General features: G+C 42.1%; 13 protein-coding genes. 6 read left to right on the forward strand and 7 right to left on the reverse strand.

The features are described from left to right. Positions 1–16: 16 nt before the first annotated feature. Entirely contained in the window at positions 17–829 is an 813-nt protein-coding gene (locus tag IUZ65_RS07260; protein WP_195703104.1) for an alpha/beta fold hydrolase, read from the reverse strand. A 789-nt stretch (positions 830–1618) separates the two neighbouring features. On the opposite strand from IUZ65_RS07260, the gene IUZ65_RS07265 reads away from it, so the two are divergent. After that, entirely contained in the window at positions 1619–4084 is a 2466-nt protein-coding gene (locus tag IUZ65_RS07265; RefSeq protein ID WP_195703105.1) for a sensor domain-containing phosphodiesterase, read from the forward strand. A gap of 178 nt (positions 4085–4262) precedes the next feature. Here IUZ65_RS07265 and gltS read toward each other — a convergent pair whose 3' ends face one another. The 5 genes from gltS to IUZ65_RS07290 all read right to left on the reverse strand — a co-directional run bounded on the left by gltS (position 4263) and on the right by IUZ65_RS07290 (position 10312). Beyond that, the gene (gene gltS, locus IUZ65_RS07270; RefSeq protein ID WP_195703106.1) at positions 4263–5489 is read right to left on the reverse strand and encodes a sodium/glutamate symporter; all 1227 of its coding nucleotides are present in this window, start codon (positions 5487–5489) and stop codon (positions 4263–4265) included. Between the two features lie 19 nt (positions 5490–5508). Continuing rightward, complete coding sequence (locus tag IUZ65_RS07275) at positions 5509–6765, reverse strand: patatin-like phospholipase family protein (protein ID WP_195703107.1); 1257 nt, start codon at positions 6763–6765, stop codon at positions 5509–5511. Positions 6766–6947: 182 nt separating this feature from the next. Next, the gene (locus IUZ65_RS07280; RefSeq protein WP_229638005.1) at positions 6948–7883 is read right to left on the reverse strand and encodes a DUF3187 family protein; all 936 of its coding nucleotides are present in this window, start codon (positions 7881–7883) and stop codon (positions 6948–6950) included. Between the two features lie 164 nt (positions 7884–8047). Beyond that, complete coding sequence (locus IUZ65_RS07285; RefSeq protein ID WP_195703108.1) at positions 8048–8299, reverse strand: hypothetical protein; 252 nt, start codon at positions 8297–8299, stop codon at positions 8048–8050. Between the two features lie 111 nt (positions 8300–8410). Beyond that, complete coding sequence (locus IUZ65_RS07290; protein WP_195703109.1) at positions 8411–10312, reverse strand: alkyl/aryl-sulfatase; 1902 nt, start codon at positions 10310–10312, stop codon at positions 8411–8413. Positions 10313–10435: 123 nt separating this feature from the next. On the opposite strand from IUZ65_RS07290, the gene IUZ65_RS07295 reads away from it, so the two are divergent. Continuing rightward, complete coding sequence (locus tag IUZ65_RS07295) at positions 10436–11338, forward strand: LysR family transcriptional regulator (protein ID WP_195703110.1); 903 nt, start codon at positions 10436–10438, stop codon at positions 11336–11338. A 40-nt stretch (positions 11339–11378) separates the two neighbouring features. Here the strand turns inward: IUZ65_RS07295 and IUZ65_RS07300 are convergent, their stop codons facing one another. Continuing rightward, positions 11379–14540, reverse strand: coding sequence for an HD domain-containing phosphohydrolase (locus tag IUZ65_RS07300; protein ID WP_195703111.1), 3162 nt, complete (start codon positions 14538–14540; stop codon positions 11379–11381). A gap of 420 nt (positions 14541–14960) precedes the next feature. Between IUZ65_RS07300 and IUZ65_RS07305 the strand changes: the two genes are divergently transcribed. The 4 genes from IUZ65_RS07305 (at position 14961) to IUZ65_RS07320 (ending at position 21609) form a co-directional block, all read left to right on the forward strand. Beyond that, positions 14961–15860, forward strand: a complete 900-nt coding sequence (locus IUZ65_RS07305; RefSeq protein WP_195703112.1) for a LysR family transcriptional regulator — start codon at positions 14961–14963, stop codon at positions 15858–15860. Positions 15861–15935: 75 nt separating this feature from the next. Then, positions 15936–17018, forward strand: coding sequence for an efflux RND transporter periplasmic adaptor subunit (locus IUZ65_RS07310; protein ID WP_195703113.1), 1083 nt, complete (start codon positions 15936–15938; stop codon positions 17016–17018). Between the two features lie 9 nt (positions 17019–17027). Further along, positions 17028–20102, forward strand: coding sequence for an efflux RND transporter permease subunit (locus IUZ65_RS07315; protein WP_195703114.1), 3075 nt, complete (start codon positions 17028–17030; stop codon positions 20100–20102). Between the two features lie 10 nt (positions 20103–20112). After that, positions 20113–21609 carry an efflux transporter outer membrane subunit gene (locus tag IUZ65_RS07320; RefSeq protein WP_195703115.1) on the forward strand — a complete coding sequence of 499 codons (1497 nt, stop codon included), beginning with the start codon at positions 20113–20115 and terminating at the stop codon, positions 21607–21609. Positions 21610–21659: the final 50 nt, after the last annotated feature.

Genomic DNA, 21659 nt, shown 5'->3' on the forward strand with positions numbered 1-21659 from the left:
TCAGAAAAATGAATGATTAGGGCAATTGGTTTAATAGTAGATCAATCTCACTGACGACTTCGGGTACGTTTTGCCACAGAATTAAATGCCCTTCACCTTCTACGTAACGTAAGGTTGCTTGGTTTTGTTTGAGTCTCTCATAGGCGAACTCTGAATTGTCTGGGTCGGCGAGGTCATCGTCCTCGCCGTGTAGAACTCGAATCGGCATCGTTAAGTCTGACCAATCCTGTTGGCTTAAACTAGTGAGCTGTTCAGACAGTACCATCATCTCTAAGTTAGAGTTGTTCATATCTGTAGGAAGTAGCCACTGGGCAAGCAAAGTATTGGCTGCATGGTTATACCATTTAGGATGCTCTAATTCCGGGTCAAAGGCAGAGGCGATTAAAACCATCCCCGCAATTTTTGTGGACTCTATTAATGCGAGTTGAAGTGCAATGGGGCTGCCAAGTGAATGACCGATTAATATGTTCTGTTTATCGTGGGACAAAAAAGGGGTGATGGCTTGTGCTTGTGCGAGCAAAGAGGTTTCGACCTGTTTGCCTGAATCACCATAACCAAGCCTATCAATGGCAATGAGCTCGGCTTTTTCCTGAAGACTAGAGTGATGTAAATAGTCGTCATAGGCCTCTTTTTCTCCCGGAGAACCATGGATGAATATTATTCTATAAGGGGTGGTAAGGGAGCCGGTCCTAGTAAAGCTTAATGTAGAATCGAGATCGTTGTCTACTTGGTTACCCTCTGAGACACGCAGAGAATCCTGTGCGTTGATAGCGGTGCTCACAATAAGAAAAATCGATAGTAAAGTAGAGCGAATCAATGTGTTTTTCATTGGTTACACTTATTAGTAATCAGCTGATAAAAAGTAGAGGGGATAAACGTACAAGAACTTTCACCGGATCATGATTTATTCTATTTTATGTTTAGTCATTTTTATACTTAATGGCCCTATCATTATGAGGTAGTTAATCCGGTGAGTTGCGGTGTCTGAGTTCCGATAGTAAAACAGAATGTCGAGCATGCTTTTGGGCTTTGTGATTTTTTCCTCATATAAATGCGCCCCACATAATACATTCCTGTTTATCAAAACGAGTGACATCATAAAATTCTTGTTAATTATAGTTTAATTAACTGTTGCTATTTAGTTAATTGCACGCTGGTAGATAGACAAGTGATATAACAGAAGCGACCGCTAATATTTAATTTACTAATATATATGGATTCAAATAGTTAGAAAATATTTGAAAATTCTATTTTAATTTTTAGATGATTCACATATTCAATGAATATATTAATTAATTCTGTTTCTGTGGTTATTTTCCATGATATAACTGGTATCCTTTTTGATTAAACGTATAATTCTAAGGACTTAGAAGTCAATGATAGCCTTACCAAACCTCACTGAACCTGTGTTTACTCTTTCTATGTGAACAATTTTATGCGTTTATCTCACAACAGCACCTTACTGTTAATAAACATAATTGGCGGTAAACTGTCGGGCTGTGAGTTGAATTATACGATGCCAGTGTAGTGTAACCTTTGACGATGAAGTGTTTAAGTTGAATACAGCAAGCTGATATTCAACTGTATAAAATAAATAAAGGTAAAGTTGATTTTATCCGTGAATAATAATTCAAATAAAGTAACACCAATATTCCAACATGCTAGTTCAGAGTCATTGTCTATTAAATGGCAATGGAATATTGATGAAAGTTACTTCTATATTGAGTCTGAGTTGCTGAAAAAGCGTCTACATTTAGAGCAAACAGTGTCAACTATTGATGATTTTATCCATATATTGTCCATAAAAAGTCAACGAGATTTAAGACGTTTAGGTGGTCTGGTAAAAAAGATGACGGTTGGTGAACAAATTAAGCCAATTCGAATATGTTTTACCACCATAGGAGGCAGCCTTAGTTATTGTTTACTCTCTGCAAAGCTATCTGACATCGGTACCATTAGTGGTGAAATTCTTCCTTTGTTTACTTCCACTCATTTCGGCGAGTTCTCCTCATTCTTTGAACAAATTTTTGAAAATCAGCACCATGGAATGGTACTTACGGATGAAAGTACCGCGATTGTCGCGTGCAATGAAGAGTTCGAAGCCTCAACACAATATTCATTGATGGAATTGATTGGCAAAGAGACCCGTATCTTTAATGCAAATAAACATGGTGAACTGTATTTTGTTGATATGTGGGAGAAAATCAATACAGAAGGCTTCTGGATTGGGTTAATTTTAAGTAAGCGAAAGGATGGGTTGGCCATTCCTCAAGAGTTGACGATTCAACGGGTAACGTCGATTCAAGAGAAGATCTATTACATAGGAATGTGTCGAGATTTATCAAATTCTTTGTATCGAATTGCAGGCAGAGAGTACGGAGGTATCGAATTACTCACACAGCTTCCTTGTGACGACGATTTTGCATTCCGATTATATGAATATTATCTCAAGATGGATGTGACAAATGGTTTGATGGTTCTAAGCTTCGAGCCAAAATTTGCTATCGATAATATATTGGAGCAAAAAAGAGAAATCGCGTCTGTACTTTCCTATCGATGTGACAATACCTTGTCAGGGTATTTGTATGGCAGTGTATTTATGATTGCGATAACGTTTTGCCAAACACAAAATAAACCGTTATCTCTGTCAATCTTGCAGGCAATAAAAGAAAAACTGTATCAAATAAGACAGGAAGTAGATGACGTTGTCTATCAATTGATTACTGATTCTGTGCTTGGGGTTTCCGTCCTTGGACTTGATACCCACGATCCTCATGATTTAATACCTCACTCTCTACATGCGATGCGTGAAAAGCATAGCAACAATAGACTGAGTAAAGTGTGTTTCTATAGTGATAAGTTGCATGACAAAGTTAAGACGCGGCAGCGATCAGAAAAAATTGTGGTTAATGCAATTCAGTCAAAAAGTGTTGAAGTTTACTTCCAACCAATCATCAACTCAGATAACTGGCAGGTGGGAAAATTTGAAGCGCTATGTCGATTTAGGGATCAAAATGGTTCGTTGTTAAATACGCAAGAAATGGTTCGAATTGCGGAAGAACTCAACCTTGTTGATCAGCTTGATTTGGTGGTAGCAGAAAAGGCCATTCAGAAAAGACAACAGTTGATAATGCTTTATGGCAGGGATATTGAAGTAACCATCAATATATCCTTAAATACGGAAAAACCGAGTAAGTTAATTTTCGAGGATCTCAATAAACTATTCGACAGATACGTGTCAGATCTACCGTATTTAACGGTCGAATTAACGGAAAGCGCTTACTTTGACAGCGAAGAAATTGATTCTATGGTCCTGACTGCCATCAGAACAAGAGGCGTAAAAATTGCGATCGATGATTTTGGTACCGGGTTCTCGTCGTTCACCTATTTGAAAGACAGTAATTTTGATATTCTGAAAATTGATCGAGAATTTGTAAAAAATATTACGGTAGGGTCAGCAAATTTTCATATTGTGAAAATGATTACAAATTTAGCCCATACCTTAGATGTCGAAGTCGTGGCTGAAGGTGTAGAAACGATTCAAGAAGTTGTGCTTTTGAAAAGCCTTGGAGTCGACCTATTACAAGGCTTCTATTTTTCTAAACCAAAATCATTGAGTAATGTTGAATCGCCTGCTTTCTATCTGAATAAACTGAAAGATCTTTCGAGCTTATCGACCAATCAAAGTCGATTTGAGTTAGTCCAGTTATTGCCCTCTTTAGAACCAGAAAGTAGCCTACAAGATATCAAGGCGATTTTCGATAATACGGATTTTTCGATTGTACCGATTGTTAAAGATTCAGTCTGTGTCGGTTACATCGATGTTGCCACGTATAATCTCCACATAACCCCGTCCTTAGGTTCTCCTACTGAAACATCTTCGGACCTCAGTTTTCTACATAAGAAAGCGGAGACGATCATGATTCGTAAAATGGTAACGGTTCACGAGACGATTGTTAGTGGGGAAGTCCATGAGAAAATAAACAATGGATATGACTTTCCTTGGGTCGTTATTGACGATATGGGGCGTTATACCGGTGTTATTGAAACCAAGCGCGCTTATTTATATCTCAATAACCTCTGATTAATAAAAACACCTTTACCTCGAAGACAATTTAACCACGAAAGGTCAACAGACTCTCACCTTGAAGCCACAGCCAATGGTGACTTCAAGGCCGAAATAGGCGCGGTTAAACCTTTACTGCTCGGTAAAAATCATTTGCACGTACTGATACGGATCTAATACCGTTCTAACGCATAAACTAACTTATCCAATTCAGGAAATAAGGGATGATTAATGCGTTCGCAAGGTCGATGAAAAATGCACAAACCAAAGGGACAATGATAAAGGCTTGGTGAGAATTACCATACTTTTGGGCTACCGCAGACATATTAGCCATTGCTGTCGGGGTAGAACCTAACGAAATACCACTGAACCCAGCGCATATAACCGCGGCGTCATAATTTCTTCCCATGACTGGAAAAACAACGAAAATTGTGACACAAATGGCGATAATAAATTGTGCCCCAAGAATCATAAATATAGGCCCAGCGAGGTCTACCATTGCCCACAACTGCATACTCATTAACGACATCGCAAGAAAGGAGCCCAATGCAATATCTGCAATCAACGCAATAGAAGGTTTTCCTGCTGGCCAGCGAGTCCCCGTAATTCGAGGATAAGAAGCGGGAACTAAGTTAGAAATTAATATACCAGCAAATAAGCAGGTGACAAAAAGAGGCAGTTCAAGGCCCAACTTTCCCACTCCTTCGTTTAGAATGGCACCAAGAATGATACAAACATGAATCGCTAAAACGGCATCAAGGAAATCATAAGCGTTTATCGATGGTTGTGGTTTATCTATTGCTGCGCCTACGTCCATTTTTTCGATTTTTTCTGGCATTAAGTTGTGTTTATTTATTAGGTATTTAGCAATTGGCCCCCCCATTATACTGGCAAGTATTAGGCCAAATGTCGCACTGGCAATACCAATTTCTATCGCGTTATCAAGTCCAAATTGCTGCGCTATTTTGGGAGACCAAGCGATCGCGGTTCCGTGACCACCAATCAAGGACACAGTACCACTTAGTAAGCCTACGGCTTTATCCTGTCCCAACCATGTAGCGATGCCTATACCGGTAAGGTTTTGGATAAACATATACCCAATCGTGATGGATAGCAGTATAAGTAGTGGTTTCCCCCCCTTAAACAGATCACTAAGGCTTGCATTGATACCAATAGTGGTAAAAAAATAAACGAGCAGCAAGTCTCGCGTGGCCAAATCAAATTGAACATCTATTTCTGTTAGGTAATACAAAACCGCCAAAAGTACAGAGACCAAAATTCCACCTGATACAGGCTCAGGAATGCTAAATTCCTTAAGGATACGAATGGATTGAGTGAGTCGGCGGCCAATGAATAACACGATGATGCCTAACGTTACCGCGAGAAAAGATTCTATGTGCAATACATTTTCTATGTAGTTCATGATCTGTCCCTAAATCCTATTAATTGATATTTTTGAGTGATGGGCTGTTTTTTACTTCGTCATATCCATACTTAATGAGGGCATCTACCTGATTTTTATCTAATTTAAAATCTGTTGGAATAGTGTTCATAGATTCTGCTTCGGCTGAGTTAGCAAGGTTAATATCTAAAAATAGTGTTTTTCGCTCGTCACCATTTTTTGACCATTGATTCAATTTTTCAATGATTAATTGTTTTGACATGTCATTGTACCGATGGAGCTGAATATCGGTTACCGCATTGATTGTAGTCGATGCTGACGGAGTATCAATTGTGCTATCAATTCCTGTTTTTGGTTGAGTCGACGCGTCAACGGCAATGATAACGATGGTGTCGACATTGCTGTCTAGTTTATTGAAAAATGAGAGATTGCTCTGTGTAATGTCATAAAAGGCGAGTAACCCTAGATTGTCGGTAATTCCGCCGTCGACTAAATGAACGTAAGGCCGTCTCTCTTTGTCGGCATAACTGTCTAAGCCCTTCAACGTGTTTTGTACATGCGGAGAATAACTGTCATTCATATCCGAGAACGAAGACCTTTCACATTGCTCAAAGTTTTTCAGTACAACGGGCTCAAAAATAATGGGTACAGCAGAGGATGCGGCCACAGCATCGGAAATAGGGTATTGATCGATATCTGAACAGATTAAATCAAAGTATTCTTGTAGAAATGAAAATCGGACGCCACCACCTAAGTCACTAGCATTAATGATGATTAAAGGGCCATCTTCGCGCATGTCTGCAAATGTTTGGTCTTTAAATAGGGATTCATTGTAGAAGCTTGCTGCCGCTCTCGTTCGAGTTTGATGGGAAAAGATATATTTTGGACTCACTAATATATCTAAAAGCCCACTAGAGATATCGCGGTAAAGAAACGCTTCTTCAAACGTATCAAATATCTGGTCACCGTATAATCCGTAGTAGGCAGCAGTAAAACTTCCTCCAGAAACAGAACTGATCGCCATAACCTGTTCGAGCAAGCTACCATTTCCCTGAGGGGAGTTATCGTTTATCTCGTTAAGCCCTTTCAATACGCCATATGAAAGCGCCGCTGCGCGAGTACCGCCACCAGAGAAAGTGATTAGGACGGCGGTATTCGAATTCTGTTGCTGTGATGTCTCTGAAAGTGAGTAAGAGGATGTCTGAGCCAGTTCTGCTGACTGGTTGGTAATCATGCCTTTTGAACTGCAACCGTTAAGTAATGCCAACGGTAGCAGGATACTGAAAATTGGTTTCATGGAAATGGTCATCAAAGGTTGTGTCATCTGCGTTTATTTTACTATTGAAATGTGATCAGGTAACGGGTTAGTGTGAAGACTCACTGTTTGATAATACGAGACAATAAGGTCACGTTTTCGCTTGAATTTTACTGAAGTTGAATGAAAGGTGTATGTTCGCTCTAACGGAGGAAAAGGCGGTGTTACAGAAGTATTCGAAATACGATAGTGAAGGCGATGTCGGTACTGTTATCCATGTTCCTGATATTTTCAGTCATAAAAGCTTCCACGGTACTATTCATATAACGGTAACGGTACCCCACAAGCACCTCATTTGATGGCTCTGAAAAGCTAGGGTTGGATGTTGCCCATCCTTTATAGTTATGAGATTCAAGTAACAAACTGTGATTGTTGAGCAAGTTATATTCGTATCCAACGGAAATAAAACCTGCAGTATCAGACATGACCGTTTCTGGAATATCACTGTTGCGGTGCACTAGACCAAATGAAGAAAACAGATGGTGGACGTTGGCTGAATAACTTGCGTTAAGCTGTAAGCCTTGTTCAAAACTTGTTCGTGCAAAAGGGCCGCTGTCGACATTATTATAGTAAAATGAGGCACCAACCGAAATGGATAAGGGGTTACTTTGATACAAGCTGAGTTCGTTGTATGAGTAGATAGCTCGAGTAAGCGTTTCTCCCTCAAAGTCGCCAATTTCAATATTTTGATTTGGAATAGATAGGTAGAACTGATCTTGCGGGACTTCATCTCGCCCATTGTGTCCGATACCAAATAAGTTATGAAAGTTCTTCGTTAACTCGTCCAAACCATTATCTTTTGCTGTGACTCGTTTCAGCGCTATCTCGGATTTCCAAATAGGGTTTACTTGGTAAGAGAGCGCGAGATCAACATTGTTTTGGTAATAGTCAAACAGATACTCACCTGTTTCAGCCCAAATACTTGCCTGAGTATATCCGGTCTTTAGCTCGAATGACCCAACAGGCTGAGGTTTAGCATCTCGCAATTGAAGCGACAATATATTTGAATGTATAGGGGATTGTGCATAGGTATATAGTGGCTGACTAGCGTAAGCGTTACAAGATACAACGATAATGAATGCGAGTAGGAACTTTTCCAATGCGGTTGCCTTAAGTGTGAAGATGTGGTCATTTTATCTATTTTTCTTCAGCGCATAAACCGCTAGTGTGAAGACTCACTGTTGTATAAAACGTGACAATTAGAGTGGTATGTAATTAGATTCGTTGTGCTTACCAGATTTCCATTTGGTTTAGGTCAAATCCATTATCCACTCTTGTCGACTAACGTCGTCGGCGCGTGGTTATGGTTATGGATGTCTTTGTGGTTGTGAATACTGTCTTTGCTTTTTACGTTCTTTAAGTCAAATAGCTTGGGTTGTTTTCCTTTCGACTGTTCTAACGCCGTAATTATTGCGTCTTTATTGTGCATTGCAGGCGACGATAAATGGACATCATGACCACAAGCAAGGCTAGTCATTGGAATAAGTAAAATTGATAGGAATAGGTGCTTTTTCATTGGTCGGTTTCTACGTATTTGGATAACATTGGGTATAAAAAGTGCGCATTAAAAGTAAAAGGTGTCCCCAAAGGAGAGGACACGCTTGTAAAACACACCGCTTTAGCAGGATTAACGTAGCGTCACTTTTGGATTCTCAGCCGGCTTGTCTAGCAATCCGAAGAAGGCTGGAACGGTGGCTGCATCGCCATCTAACGTGATATAGCCTGCTTCAACCGCTTCAGCAAAATCAACTTTACCAACGAGTAAACCTAGAAATACAGGTTTAGTAAGGTTTACGGTTGCTTTTGCGCGCCCAATGAAGTTTTCATGGAACTCTGCAACACTGCGACGAACCTCTAGTGCATGCGTTTCTTCGGTATCAGAGAAGTTAAACGCGATAGTAAAGTGTTCGTTTGCACTTCTTTCTGCGTTTAGGCTGAAACGTAATGCGTTCACGAGCTGAGACGGTTTAAACTCTGTCAGTAAATCAGGAGCTTGTAGATTGATTTTTTTGGAATAATCGATAGTACCATCTAGCTCCTGTGCTGAAGTTAGGTACCAGTTACGCCAGTTGTTGTTCGTTTCACGGTAACCTAATTCGCGTAGTGCTTTTGCTTTTAGTAAGCGAGGCTCCATGTCTTCAAAGTCAACACGAATAGCGTGCGTTGCAAGCTCGGCACACCATTGAAAATCACCGCTATCACATGCATCGACAGCAAATTCCATCATTTTTTCTTTGCCGCCAACCATGGTAACGTAACGCTTAGAAGCGTCTACTGAGTATGTTGCATTCAACGTCGTTGGGTCACCGTTGAACCAGCCCATCTCACCAACAAAGATCTCCTTCGTTGCGTGTCGGATTGAGCCGTAGAAGTCACCTAACCAAGGGTGATTCACAAGGTGTTTAGGCAATGTAATTTGACGAATCAAATCTTCTTGAGTCGCACCATCATTAATCGCTTTGATTGATTGGTCATAAGTAAACTGGATAGCATCACGATAAGCAGTCAATGTGTTATCGACGTGTTTAGCGCCAACGACTGGACGTCCGTGTGATACCATCATAGCGTCTGCTTTGTAGTCGCGAAGTGTATCTACACCAGGAAACCAAACACTTGGGTCACGATATTGCGTACCACGAATGGTGTGAAGGTTAGGGAAACTTTCGCCTTGAATAACTTCTGAACCAAATACCATGTCGTATTCAGGGAAGTAAGCGGTAATTTCGTCCGACGCTTCTGAAGGTACATGTTTGAATTCGATTTTTACACCTTCGATTTCAAGGTCTAGTTGACCAAATTTGCCTTCTACGAAGGTGTTTGGAGCGATAAGACTGTGCTCAAGGATTTCAAAGTCAGGACCAAGGCCACCATTGACACGGCCATCTTCTTCAACGTTAAGTAGTGTACCTAAGGAATAGTCAACCCGAAAACCTAGCGCTGGTCCAGTACCGCCCATAGAGCCTTTAACTACGTTAGCCATGAAGGTTTCGTGCGCAATGATTTTTGCGTTTTCTGCGCCTTCAATACCACGCACACCAGCGTAGTGATCCGGGTGCCAATGAGAGTACATAATGGCTACGACGGGTTTGTCGTTACCAGTTGCTTTACGGAAGTCAGCCATGACTGCGGCCATTTTTTCTACAGATTCAACTGGATCAAAAATCATCAAACCTTTGTCACCATCAACAATCATTGGTGAGGTTAAACCGTAACCGTAAACTTGAAAGAACTTCTCTTTGTAAGCAAAGATACCTTTGTCCATTTTCTGAGAATGGGCTGTTAATTGAGGGTGAACTTTGTCTGATTCAGCATCGAATGCACCGTTTCCACCTGTCGTTGTCCACGTCATATCTTGGTTAGCACCATGCCAGTAGTGAGTCGCGCCGGAATCTTTGCCAAGGTAATAGTCGTGAGATAATGTCGGAATGGTCACTTCAACGCCGTCAAAGCGATGTTCAGTAGCAGCGTAGGCCACATTGATAAGCCCAGTAGTGAATACCACGGATAATGCAATCGTTGTTTTTTTCATATCAAACCAATCTATTATTTACGTTTATGTTGTGTATAGATTAAGACAAAACATTATTGGTTTGACGATATGTGATATAAGATATCTAATAGCATACAAGGTAACTGATAGAGTAATTTAAAAATGAAGCATTCTGATTACAGCTTGATTCCGATCTTTGTCGCGATTGTGGAAGAACGAAACTACAGTAAAGCCGCCAAGCGTTTAGGTATAAGCCAGTCGGCTGTTAGCCAAAGCGTTAACCGTTTGCGAGATATTTATAAGGATAACTTGTTTATTCGGTGTAGCCATGGGGTGGAGCCTACACCCTATGCATTGGATATATATCCGGCCTTGTCTAACTCGGTCGAAAGTATTGCTCACATGCTTCCTGAGCAACGTCACTTTAACCCGGTTCATTATCAACGCCAGTTTACCATTGCAGCATTGAGCGTACTCAGTTTTACGCTATTTCCACAATTGGCTAAACGGATATTTGAACAAGCACCTTTAGTGTCAATCAAAACCGAACCTCTTTTTGGTCAAGATATGAATAGTCTGCTGCGGTCTCATCAATGTGATTTACTCGTTGAGGCTGACTCAAATCGTTTCCCGCATTTACGCTCTGAAGAGATTATGCAAGATAGCTTAGTCGTTGTGTGTCGAGTAGGGCATCCACGGTTTGCTGATGGCAAACTTACGTTGGATCGCTATCTAAAAGAAAAGCATGTCATTCACTCACAACCGGAGCAAAAAGCAGGTTATTTAGGCGATAAAGGTATAGTGGGATTGTCCGAACGGGATGTCGCATGGCAAGCTAGCGGTATTATGGATATGTTGCCGTTAATCGCTGGAAGTGAGTGCATCGGTATTTTGCCGGGTCACTTAGCGAAGCAGTATTGCGCTTCTTTTGGATTGAAAATGCTGCAAGCGGATTTTCTGCCAACACAGATATCGGTGAGTATGTATTGGCATCCTTCGCGTACCAATGAACCGACTCATCGATGGTTAAGACAGCAATGCATATTGGCGGCGCGTGAGGGGTAGCCCGCTTCGTCATTGCTCCCGTATAGTCATTAGAAAGGTGTTAGTTTCCCGATTGAGCATTTAGATAAAAGCTGATATCAACGGGCACATTCTGCTCTTTGTCCAAATATTCATCGGCATAGCGCAGGTAGATGCCACTTTCTAAGAATAATAGAAATAGCTGCATGTCGATATGCTCATCCAGCGCCATCTTATACATAATATCGATGGCCACACTCATTGGTTTGGCCTTTTTGTAAGGTCTATCCGCGGCGGTAAGCGCCTCGAAAATGTCTGCAACGACCAATATACGCTCTAAAATGGAGAGGTCTTCCGCTTTCAGTTTGCGTGGGTATCCGGTTCCTTTCAGCGTTTCATGGTGAGTTGTCGCATATTGGGGTACTTTTTTTAACTCGTCTGGGAACGGCAGACTTTCTAACATTTTTATGCCGCTGATCATATGTTCATTAATTTTGTAGCGGTCCTCTGCGGTTAATGTTCCTTTCGATATGGATAAATTGTAGATCTCGCCCAGATTATAAAGGTGTTCAGGGACATCCATTTTGATGTTGAACTTGGTATCAATTTCGACATCGTGCGTTCGAGGTATGATGTGCTCAGGCTTATCTGCGAGTAAACTTTCTACAACGGGTAAGTCATGTTTAACGGGGTCTTTGCGCCATTCCTCAACATTTGATAGGCCCAACGAGTCATCAAAATGTCTAAGCCAATGTTGATTGGCAATACGTTTAACGCGCTCTACTTTATCTGGACTAGTGAATTCGCCTCCAACATTTATATGTGCAATAAACTCAAAGTCCTCCTGTAACTCTTTCAGTCGATTTTCTAACTCCGCTTCCGCTTGTTGCTCTGAGATATCTTGACGTAACTTATGGTTCAAGTAATCGATCTGCGCATCGCGCCACAGTACCTCAAAACGGGTACGAATTTCGTGAATACGATTGTAATTCGTTTCTAATTTTGTTCCCTTGTCCACGATATGTTCTGGCTGCGTGATCTTCCCACAATCATGCAACCATGCTGCAATTCTGAACTCTCTTTTTTCCTGGTCATTAGCAAATCTGAATGCCTTAAAGGCTTCTCGGCCACTCTGCTCTGCGGCTTCTGCTAACATCATCCCTATAACGGGTACTCGGTTGCAATGACCCGCGGTGTAGGGCGATTTGTCATCGATAGCCTGAGCGATGAGACGAATAAAAGACTCGATAAACTCTTCTTGTTGTTTCTCATGTTGATGGAGGTGCTCAGCCATATCGTGGATAGATTCAGATAACTCCCAAACCTCCTTTATCCGGGTATTGATTAACTGGACGCTCTTGTATTTTCTCTGATTAATTTTGAGTGTTTCTGCCCTCAATTGCCTAATTGGATGAACGATTGGTGATCCCATAATCCAAATGATAGGCAATAAAAGAAACAGTAAACCCCCTGTGATCATAATGGTTTTTTTAATGCGTTCAAAAACGAGTTCAAGGACGGCCGCTTTTGGAATGGTGATAGCAAAGTACTCTTGATGACCCTGATAGTTGACGGGTTGAACGTAAAAATATTGATCAACACCGTCTATGTCGCGCATAACTAACGTCCCGTAGGATGTTTCATCGCTGATCAAATTGTAAAGATCATCATAGGGGATGACTCTATCGTTAACGACAGTGTTTACTTGCAATGGTTGCAACCATTTTTTATAAAGCGCTTTTTTTTGCTCAGGTGTAATACGACCGATTGCTTTATTGATGATATCGATTAGTGCCGAATTTTCTGGTTGAACCACAATATGGAAATCGGAATTGTACTGTTGATCAAATGGCGTGATGTTCGTTAATATTTTGACATCTTCGATGAAGTACTGTTTTTTTGCTTGACGTAAAATGGCAGCGCTATCAATGACCGCATCAACCTTTCCATGTTCTAACATACGGACAGCATCAACAAGTTCGTTTACTTCAACAAGCTCGATGGTGGGAAACGCATTCTTAATCCGTGGAATGATGGACCAACCGGACAAAATAGCAACCTTCTGCTCAGACAATGCAGATAAGTCGTCAAACTTGTCACGACCAATGGGAACTAAAACACCAAAAGGTAACGAGTAGATAGGGTCACTATAAACGCCTTTTACATAGCCATCGGGGTTGTTTTGTAACGAGTGTAAAACATCGAGAGAACCGTCGTTAAAAAGGTCAACTAGTTCATTCCAGTTGAACCCGTTGATAAACTCGAATTTAAGCCCGGTGAGCTGAGAAATAACGGTGAGTAAGTCAATGGCGTACCCTTTTGGTTCACCTGAAACAGAATAATCTATTGGCCCCCATGCGTTCTGATTGGATACTTTAAGAGAGAGCGTGTTGTCTATTAAAAGTTGTTCTTGTGGGGTGAACTGAATTGGTTCCAATACGGGTAATGGTGATTCATTTTTAACGATGGCATTACTCGCTAAAATCTCGCCTGTCGGACGAAATAAGAAGGCTTCAGTATTGTACCCATCCAGAGCAGAACGCAACTTACCAGACAATGTCGATAATAGAACATCGACACCGACAACGGCGCCAGTGTTCTCCACCTTAATAGAAAAAGTTTGTCCCGGTATTTTCAATATTTGAAATAAGTAAGGGTCGGTTTTTTTTACTTGAGTTGTGGATGAATTATTGAACCAAGGACGCTGAGTGGGAAAATAGTTACTTATTTCGGGTTTGATCTCTCGTATCTTAAACTGGTCATTCAAAAAAATTGTCTTTTTTATACGATTTTTGCCTTTACCCGCGACCATTATGACAACCCAACGGTCCTCAGGTATCGCGCCGATTCTTAGCCGAACTTGTTCGGAGGATTGTAAATTGATCACCTGATAGAAGTTATCGTTTGGGCGGCCAACGTAGATACTATAGATCTCGTTATTGGCCTTAAGGGCGATAGAAAATATACTCATCCAATCCGTTGAATTACGATCCATTTGCCCCACCAAAGTAGACAATAACTCCGTGGTGTGCGTCACTCTCGCATCGAGTTCATTCACATGGCGACTGACTTCTGCTGCGACGGTAGAGTATTGATTTATCGCTCGCTCTTCAGCAAATTTGGAGCTGAAATAATATTGCATCGAGACGGCGATAGTTGCGGTGAGGATGCTTGCAAGCAGGAACATAACACCCACAGTAATCCGGAATGAAAATCTTGACGTTGTCGAAGCGAAATTATCCATAATAAACGCGTGCGCCTTTTGATGTGTCTAATTTTTTTTTATCTAGCCGATTTAATAGATAGGATAGTTTTCTATGTTTTACAAGGCGTTTCAGTGCATCGAGATGAATTGCTTTTTCATTTACACCTCAATGAATGGGGTCATATAGTAATGATAGAAAGATAAAAAATTGGGCTGTTAAACAAAAAAAATCAATGATTCTATTCTTGAGTTTAGTCGATCTATCCCATTTTTTAATCGATGTGTTTGGGTGTTTTTCATCGGTGATGAATTCATTGTCAACGCCTCTTGGCCAGTCCAATATTTTTCGGTCTTATGCGCAGAAGGGTAAAAAGCCATTCATATAATTACCATATCAATATTCGTGATTTTGCGTAACAATAAGAGGGTATGGTTTTTTCCGAAAAGAAGGAATAGTGGTTGAAAATTAGTGATCTGAAATTGTTTATAAAGGTGGTTGAGCTGGGCAGTTTTACTGCAGCGGCCAATGCGTTGGATTTGCCCAGAGCAAATGTGAGTCGTCGTATTAACGATCTGGAAGGTGCATTGCGGACGCCACTTTTTCACCGTACTACGCGCAGCCTATCACTGACCAATCAAGGTGAGTCCTATTATCATGATCTACTGAAAGCGATCAGGATGATTGATTCCGCTAATCAGGCCTTGATCCATAATGCGGATACAATCAAAGGCAAGGTCAAGCTAGGCCTAGTCTCAGAAACGCACGATATTATTCAGCCAATCTTATTTCGATTTCTTGATCAGTACCCAGATGTTGAACTTGATGTAAGGGTGATTAATAACGGTTTTATTGATATGCACAATCAAGGCCTCGATATCTCTTTCCATGGGGGCGAACTCATCGATTCGGACTTAGTTGCTCGAAAGCTTTTACAGCTTGATCGGTGTTTAGTTGTGTCGCCAAGCTATGTTGAGAAACATGGACGACCATCTTCACTGGAAGATTTATTGAACCATCTCGCGATATGTCTACGATGGCCAACAGGTGAGGTTGATCGGCGATGGCACTTTGCAGATACCAGTATTACCGTTAATTCAAAGCTAGTGTCTAACAGTGTCGCGTTTTTGAAAAGTGCGGCTATCTCTGGAAGAGGCATTGCATTTCTGCCCAAAATTTTGGTGGCAGATAAGATCGCGGATGGTAAATTAATCCAAATACTGAGCGAATCATCTGCGAATGAAGAACATGGCTACATACTTTACAACCAGCCGAAAACGCTCAACCTGGCAACCAAAACACTGATTGATTACCTGTTAGTCGAAGTACCCAAACAGATTTTATTGTCACAAAATTCGTGACAGTAAGAATTGGAGATGATGGATTATCTCCACTAAATTTATGACTAGAATAGCTCGCAACTTAAGGAGCTATTTATGAATAACCTAACCCATCTTATTTTCTGCTCGGTTGCCGCCGTATTTCTAACTGGTTGTAACCAGACTCAAGTGGCCGATAATGACGAGCTTGAGCAACGAACCCTGCAAGTCGTCCAGCTCCAAAACCCCAATGCATCAATGACCAAAACCTTCAACGGTACGGTTCATTCTCATGAACAAGCCGGTTTGGCTTTTCGTGTCCCTGGAACCATAGAACAGATGTTGTTTAACAAGGGCGACTCAGTAACACAAGGTCAGGTTATCGCGCGTCTTGACCCTCATGATTATCAGGTGACGTTAGAAGAACTGCAGGCCAGAAAACTTGAAGCCCAATCAGCCCATAAGCTCGCGAAATCAGAGCTTAAACGAGTAAAGCAAGCAACGAATGATGATGCTATTGCCCGTGTGAATCTTGATCGTGCAATCAGTGGATACGAACGTTCCCTTTCAGCCTTAAAAGTAGTAGACAAAAATATCCAACGTGCGAAAGATATGTTGAAGTATACAGAATTGAACGCCCCATTTGATGGCGTGATTGCACGCGTTGATTTTGAACAATATGAACAGGTACTGCCTGGCGTATCTATTGTCACCTTGCAAAACAACAATGTATTAGAGATTGAAGTAGATGTACCTGAAAACTTGATTGGACTTTTCAATATAGGCCAACAAGGTTCAGTATCTTGGTATGATTCGAGTGCGCCGCTCAACGCTCGCGTGGCTGAAATCGCTCCAGTGCCCCACCTAATAAAGCAAACCTATTCTGTGATATACGCTATCGACCACCCAAGTGCGTCGGTATTTCCTGGAAAGTCCGTCACTGTGACGACGCAAGTCGGCGATTCCAACAGTGCCTACTGCGTACCTTACTCTGCGGTTGTTGGTCAAAAAGATAGCTTGTTCGTTAACCTGATTCGAGAAGATCAGGTGATTAAAACTCATGTCGAACTGGCGTCATTGGACGCATACCAAGCCTGTGTCACCGGTGCAATGGGTAGTGGTGATTACGTCGTTGTGAGTGGGTCGAATTACCTTAGTGATGGTGATAGTGCCAAAAAGCTAATCATAAGAAATCAATAAGGATTAATCATGTTCAATCTAGCTGAGTTTGCTATTCGTCAGCGAACATTTGTTATGTTCTTTACCGTCATAAGCATCGTCGCAGGCCTCTATTCTTATTTTGATTTAGGTAAACTTGAAGACCCAAGCTTTACGGTAAAAACGGCGGTCGTTGTGACGCTTTACCCCGGCGCCTCTGCACAAGAAGTAGAGGCTCAAGTTACGGATACGATAGAAACTAAACTCCAAGAAATGGGTGAACTCAACCGCCTACGTTCTCTATCTAGACCGGGTGTGTCTATGGTATTTGTGGATATCAAAGAGAGTCTTAACTCGAAAGCGCTACCACAACAATGGGATTTACTGCGCCGAAAGGTCGACGACGTCAAGTTATCGCTCCCAAGTACTGCACAGATCAGTATTGTTCAGGACGAATTTTCAGAAGTCTATGGCATGCTTTTCGCCATCCACAGCAACGACGCTAACCCTGAAGAACTGCGTAGGTATGGGGAAGAGTTACAACGCCAGATAAAAAGTGTCAACGGAATAAAAAAAGTCGAGTTGCATGGTGTTCAACCACGAACGGTTTATATTGATATGCCAGATGAAAGGCTTTCTCAATATGGCCTCTCGCTTGCTCAGGTCTGGAGCCAACTGAATAGCCAAAACATGACATTCGAAGCGGGTAAGTTCGACGTTGGCAACGAACGCGTTAGGGTTCATCAAAGCAGTGAGTTTCAATCCCTTGACGATATTCGTAACCTAGTCATAAAAGGTGGGGTGAGTAATCTTGGTTCTTCTCTCATTCGTTTAGGCGATATCGCTGATGTCACCATGGGGTACCATACTCCCGCGTTGGTAGAAAACCGTTTCAATAGTGAGCCTTCTGTGACACTCGCAGTGAGCCCTGCTCAAGGCATTAATGTGGTGTCGTTAGGTGGCACAATCACATCAATTATTGACAACTATCAAGCCAGTTTACCACTCGGTGTTGAGATTACGAAAGTAGCTTTTCAGCCTGAAGAAGTGCAGAAATCTATCGATAACTTTGTCGGTAACCTTCTGGAAAGTGTTGGCATCGTATTTATCGTGTTGTTGATATTCATGGGCTTTAAGAGTGCTGCTATTGTTGGCGGTAGTTTGCTCTTAACCATATTGCTGACGCTTATTTATATGAATTTCGCTGATATTTCGTTACACCGTGTTTCGTTAGGTACCTTTATTCTAGCCTTGGGAATGTTAGTCGATAACGCGATTGTGGTTACGGATATGATGATTGCGAAGTTAAATAAGGGCATGGAAAGAACAAAGGCCGCAATAGAGGCAGTGAAAGAGACCGCAACGCCACTGCTTGGTGCCACGATCATTGCCATCATGGGCGCTAGCCCGGTTTTGTTTTCCAAAACGGATGCTGCTGAATTTGCGGGCTCTGTATTCTATATTATCGCGTCATCGCTATTGCTGTCTTGGTTAGTCGCGGTCACGTTTACCGCTTTGATGTGTTGGGTTTTTATTAAGCCGACGAAACAATCCGGTGCAAAGAAAACCAGTTACTACAAAAAACTGGTAGGCTGGACTGTCGACCATCCAGTCAGAACATTGAGTGCTCTGATACCACTTATCGTCGTTACCGTCGTAGCGATACCATATGTCGCAATCAATTTTATACCCCAATCAGATCGTCCTATCGTGTTCCTAGATTATTGGCTGCCAAATGGCGCAAAAATAGAGCAGACGTCTAGCGATATGAAAAAAATCGAGAACTGGTTATTAGAGCAACCCGAAGTAGAAAGTATTTCATCTTCGATTGGTGCAAGCGTGCCTAGGTTTTCTGTGACGGTAGAGCCTGAACCGCTCGACCCTGCATATGGTCAGGTTCTAATAAATGTACGAAATTTCCAAGCAATTTCTACACTGGTGGAGCGGGGAGACAAATGGTTGTTGACGGAATTTTCTGATGCAGAACCTCGCTTTAGGGGTTTAAAGTTAGCCACCTCGGACAAATACTCTGTCGAAGCGCGGTTTTCTGGTCCGGATGTCGATGTTCTTCACGATTTGGCGAATCAAGCAAAAGCCATCATGGCAACGCATCCAGAAGCCAAATATGTAAGAGATGACTGGCGTCAAAAAAGCAAGGTATTAAAGCCGATCATTAATCAAGAAAAAGCGCGTCGTTCAGGCATTAACCGAGCAGACATCGCTTTTGCAATGAAGAGGGCGTCTGACGGAATGCCGTTAGGACAAATGAACCTAAATGACGAGCTGATCCCCATTCAATTACGAGCGTCAAAACAAACCATGTCATCACTCGAAACGTTACCAGTGAAGTCTCTACTTGGATTGCATACGGTTCCGCTTGGGCAGGTGGTGGATGGTTTTGAGCTCAATGCTGAAGAGAGCATGATATGGCGCCGTGATAGAGTGAAAACGATAACCGCTCAAGCGGGCGTTGAACGTACTACAACACCCGCCAACGTTCGAAATGCGGTGCTTGCACAAATTGAAGCCATTGAATTACCGCAGGGTTATAGCATGGAGTGGGGTGGGGAATATTATGATGAGAATAAAGCGGTTACAGACATCATGAAGCAGTTGCCTAAAGCACTGTTAATTATGGTGCTTATTCTTGTGTATATGTTTAATGGTTTCAAGCAACCGGTTATTATCTTGTCCACTATACCGTTGGCCGCAACAGGTGCGACGTTTGCGCTACTGAGTTTTGACAAACCATTTGGTTTTATGGCGCTGATTGGTGCAATCACGTTGATGGGGATGATTATCAAAAACGGTATCGTGTTAATCGATCAAATCGAACTCGAACGAGCCAACGGCAGATCGTTATCAGACGCGATCAAAGAAGCAACAATCAACCGTACTTTGGCCATATCGATGGGGGCGTTGACGACAGCATTTGGCATGATACCACTGTTAAGTGACCTGTTGTTTGACCAAATGGCGGCGACGATAATTGGTGGTTTGGCCGCTGCAACCGTGTTATCGCTTTTTGTAATGCCTGCGCTATATAAATTGGCTTACAAAGAAAATACGGCAGACTCAAAAAGTCAGGTGCCAGAGCCTGCTGTTTTAGACATTCAACCAGTGTAGAGGGAATAAAATGAATTCTTTTAAATTTTATCGCAAGACGTCGTTAACGTTCGCTCCTATCGCACTGGCTGTTATTTTAGCAGGTTGCGCCGTTGGCCCGGAATATAAAGAGCCAACGGTTTCTATGGCTGAAAGCTATCTATATGTTGAGAGTGATGAGAGTTTGCAAACCGATCATTGGTGGAGTCAGTTTAACGACTCTACTATGAACGCACTTGTTACTGATGTTCAACAGCAAAATGTGCCCTTAAAAATGGCCGCACAACGTATTAAAATGGCGAATAGCTACAAATCGATTGTCGAATCTTTCAAGGTGCCAACCATCAATGTTGGCGCGGGATATTACAACTACCAATTGAGTAAAAATGATTCGCTAATGGGGCCGGCGCTCTCGCCGTTAGGAGAGAGTACTAGCGCACTTCCGCCTAGTTTGAGCAATACCACTCTGCTTGATAATCAACACGATGGTGGTTTTCTCGGGGCAAGCATTACGTGGGAACTCGATATCTTGGGGCGTATTGACCATCAATCGAATGCCGCCGAAATACGGGTAGAACAAGCAGGCTTATACGCCGATGGGTTAACCACGCTAATCACCGCAGACATCGTCCATAACTATTTACAGTATCTAGGAGCTCAAGAACGAATTCATCTCGCAGAGTTGAATATCGAGGATCAGAAAAAGAGCCTAGAGTTGATCGAAAAAGTGGTGAACAATGGCTATGGTTCCGAGCTCGATTTGGTTCAAGCCAAAGCCTCTCTGGCTGCAATGGAATCTATCATTCCTCAACTAGAGATCGCTCAGCAGGTCCATAAAAGACGTATCGCGACCTTATTAGGTGAGCCTTTATCTAAGGTCGATATTAGGCTGGCGAGTAACGAAACATTGCCTGATATGAATGGGGTTATTCCGGTCGGATTACCTTCAGATCTGCTTCAGCGACGTCCGGATATTAGGATAGCAGAACGCGAAATGGCGGCGATTAATGAAGAAGTCGCCGCTAGCGTAGCTAACCGTTATCCTAAGTTTTTCTTAACGGGTGCGCCGGGGGTTTCTGCCAGTAGTTTTGATGACTTGTTTAGTAGTGATTCTGTTGGTTGGGTTGGCTCTGCTGGAGTGAGTTGGAATGTGTTTGACGGTGGCAGAGGTAAAGCCATGGTAGAACTAACCGAAGCGAGATTTGACGCTGCGGTTCTAGGTTATGAATATGCTGTTGACTCTGCTATCACTGAAGTGGATTCAATGTTATTTGCCTATGGAAGAAGCCAAGAAAATGAAGATCGAATCGAACAAGCGTTAAAGGCGTCTGAAAAAGCAGTAAGTAAAGCGGTGTCCCTTTATAATGCCGGCCTTATCGACCACCTTTCAGTACTTGATGCTCAGAGACAAAAGCGTGTGATTGAAGACCGACAAGTTGCTGCTCGTTTACAAGTCGCACAGGTTACCGTAGGCGTGTATAAGTCATTGGGAGGCGACTGGAAAATAAATACAGAGATTGGCGATTGATCTAGCGTCAATGTTCCAAACGTCATAAGCAACATATAAAGAAGAGCAGG

It is taken from the genome of Vibrio sp. VB16 (assembly GCF_015594925.2).
In the GTDB taxonomy this organism is placed as follows: domain Bacteria; phylum Pseudomonadota; class Gammaproteobacteria; order Enterobacterales; family Vibrionaceae; genus Vibrio.

Bases quoted from the DNA above. Each gene is read 5' to 3' on its own strand.
- IUZ65_RS07260 (WP_195703104.1), bottom strand. From the start codon at position 829: ATGAAAAACACATTGATTCGCTCTACTTTACTATCGATTTTTCTTATT.
- gltS (WP_195703106.1), bottom strand. From the start codon at position 5,489: ATGAACTACATAGAAAATGTATTGCACATAGAATCTTTTCTCGCGGTA.
- IUZ65_RS07275 (WP_195703107.1), bottom strand. From the start codon at position 6,765: ATGAAACCAATTTTCAGTATCCTGCTACCGTTGGCATTACTTAACGGT.
- IUZ65_RS07285 (WP_195703108.1), bottom strand. From the start codon at position 8,299: ATGAAAAAGCACCTATTCCTATCAATTTTACTTATTCCAATGACTAGC.
- IUZ65_RS07290 (WP_195703109.1), bottom strand. From the start codon at position 10,312: ATGAAAAAAACAACGATTGCATTATCCGTGGTATTCACTACTGGGCTT.
- IUZ65_RS07295 (WP_195703110.1), top strand. From the start codon at position 10,436: ATGAAGCATTCTGATTACAGCTTGATTCCGATCTTTGTCGCGATTGTG.
- IUZ65_RS07300 (WP_195703111.1), bottom strand. From the start codon at position 14,540: ATGGATAATTTCGCTTCGACAACGTCAAGATTTTCATTCCGGATTACT.
- IUZ65_RS07310 (WP_195703113.1), top strand. From the start codon at position 15,936: ATGAATAACCTAACCCATCTTATTTTCTGCTCGGTTGCCGCCGTATTT.
- IUZ65_RS07315 (WP_195703114.1), top strand. From the start codon at position 17,028: ATGTTCAATCTAGCTGAGTTTGCTATTCGTCAGCGAACATTTGTTATG.
- IUZ65_RS07320 (WP_195703115.1), top strand. From the start codon at position 20,113: ATGAATTCTTTTAAATTTTATCGCAAGACGTCGTTAACGTTCGCTCCT.